We start from the raw sequence: 2,038 nt of genomic DNA, 5'->3' as shown, positions 1-2,038 counted from the left end.
ATATCAAATTGACAATTAGAAACATTAAAATCAAAAGTTAATCCCTTGAAGCGTCGATTGCACTTCTCAATGCAATTCTCTAAAAAAGGAGGTATTCCAGCCGCACCTTCCGGTACGGCTACCTTGTTACGACTTAGCCCCAGTTACTAGTTTTACCCTAGGCGGCTCCTTGCGGCGACCGACTTCAGGTACTCCCAGCTTCCATGGCTTGACGGGCGGTGTGTACAAGGCCCGGGAACGTATTCACCGCATCATGGCTGATATGCGATTACTAGCGATTCCAGCTTCACGCAGTCGAGTTGCAGACTGCGATCCGAACTGTGATAGGGTTTGTAGATTCGCGCCTCCTTGCGAAGTGGCTGCTCTCTGTCCCTACCATTGTAGCACGTGTGTAGCCCAGGACGTAAGGGCCGTGATGATTTGACGTCATCCCCACCTTCCTCTCAGTTTACACTGGCAGTATGGCTAGAGTTCCCGACATTACTCGCTGGCAACTAACCAAAGGGGTTGCGCTCGTTATAGGACTTAACCTGACACCTCACGGCACGAGCTGACGACAACCATGCAGCACCTTGCAATTTGCCCGAAGGAAAAGGTGTTTCCACCCCTGTCAAACTGCATTTAAGCCCTGGTAAGGTTCCTCGCGTATCATCGAATTAAACCACATGCTCCACCGCTTGTGCGGGCCCCCGTCAATTCCTTTGAGTTTCATTCTTGCGAACGTACTCCCCAGGTGGGTTACTTATCACTTTCGCTTAGCCACTCAGATCGCAATTGATCCGAACAGCTAGTAACCATCGTTTACGGCGTAGACTACCAGGGTATCTAATCCTGTTCGCTACCTACGCTTTCGTCCATCAGCGTCAGTGTATTGTTAGTGATCTGCCTTCGCAATCGGTATTCTGAGTAATATCTATGCATTTCACCGCTACACTACTCATTCTAACCACTTCACAAGCACTCAAGAACAACAGTATCAATGGCAATTTTATGGTTGAGCCACAAACTTTCACCACTGACTTATTGTCCCGCCTACGGACCCTTTAAACCCAATGATTCCGGATAACGCTTGGATCCTCCGTATTACCGCGGCTGCTGGCACGGAGTTAGCCGATCCTTATTCGTACAGTACCGTCAACAGTGTACTCGTACACCTTTTTCTTCCTGTATAAAAGCAGTTTACAACCCATAGGGCAGTCTTCCTGCACGCGGCATGGCTGGATCAGGATTGCTCCCATTGTCCAATATTCCTCACTGCTGCCTCCCGTAGGAGTCTGGTCCGTGTCTCAGTACCAGTGTGGGGGATCTCCCTCTCAGGACCCCTACCTATCGTCGCCATGGTAAGCCGTTACCTTACCATCTAGCTAATAGGACGCATACTCATCTATTACCGTAACCTTTAATTATCAATCGATGCCAATAGATAATACTATAAAATATTAATCCAAATTTCTCTGGGCTATCTCTTAGTAATAGGTAGATTGTATACGCGTTACGCACCCGTGCGCCGGTCGTCAGCGGTCCGAAGACCCTGTTACCCCTCGACTTGCATGTGTTAGGCCTGCCGCTAGCGTTCATCCTGAGCCAGGATCAAACTCTTCATCGTTAAATCTTATATGTCTTTAACGCCTCTAAATCTAATTCTAACAATTAAATCCTCAGGAATCAACTCTTAATCTTTATGTTTCTAATTCTACAAATAATCTAAATTATCTGTGCTGTCAATTCAATATGTCAATGAACTTATGTTCTTGTTAACTTAAAAAGATACCATCTCTATAAGCCGTTTTCTAAGCGGATGCAAAAGTAATACTTATTTTGATTATAACAAGCTTTTTGCAAAAACTTTTTTTTTAATTATTTTAATGAACTTTCTTGGAAATTTCGAGAGCGCAAAACTAATACTATTTCTGAACCTAAACAAAATAATTAATGCTTTTTTTTCTTAAACATTAACCCCAAATTAATCTCTCGTTAAATCTCCAATAAATCAATTAGCGGGGTGCAAAACTACAACCTTTTTGGATAATATGACAAA

1 rRNA gene is annotated in these 2,038 nt (G+C 44.3%); it reads right to left on the bottom strand.

Annotated features, from left to right (window positions below):
- Nucleotides 1-84: 84 nt before the first annotated feature.
- Nucleotides 85-1,606: ribosomal RNA gene (locus tag EIG86_RS12690) — 16S ribosomal RNA — on the bottom strand.
- Between the last annotated feature and the right edge of the window lie 432 nt (nucleotides 1,607-2,038).

The sequence above is a fragment of the Psychroflexus aestuariivivens genome (assembly GCF_004010055.1).
Lineage (GTDB): Bacteria > Bacteroidota > Bacteroidia > Flavobacteriales > Flavobacteriaceae > Psychroflexus > Psychroflexus aestuariivivens.
The sequence above is the reverse complement of the archived record's forward strand: the minus strand, read 5'-3'. Positions and strand labels throughout refer to the sequence as shown.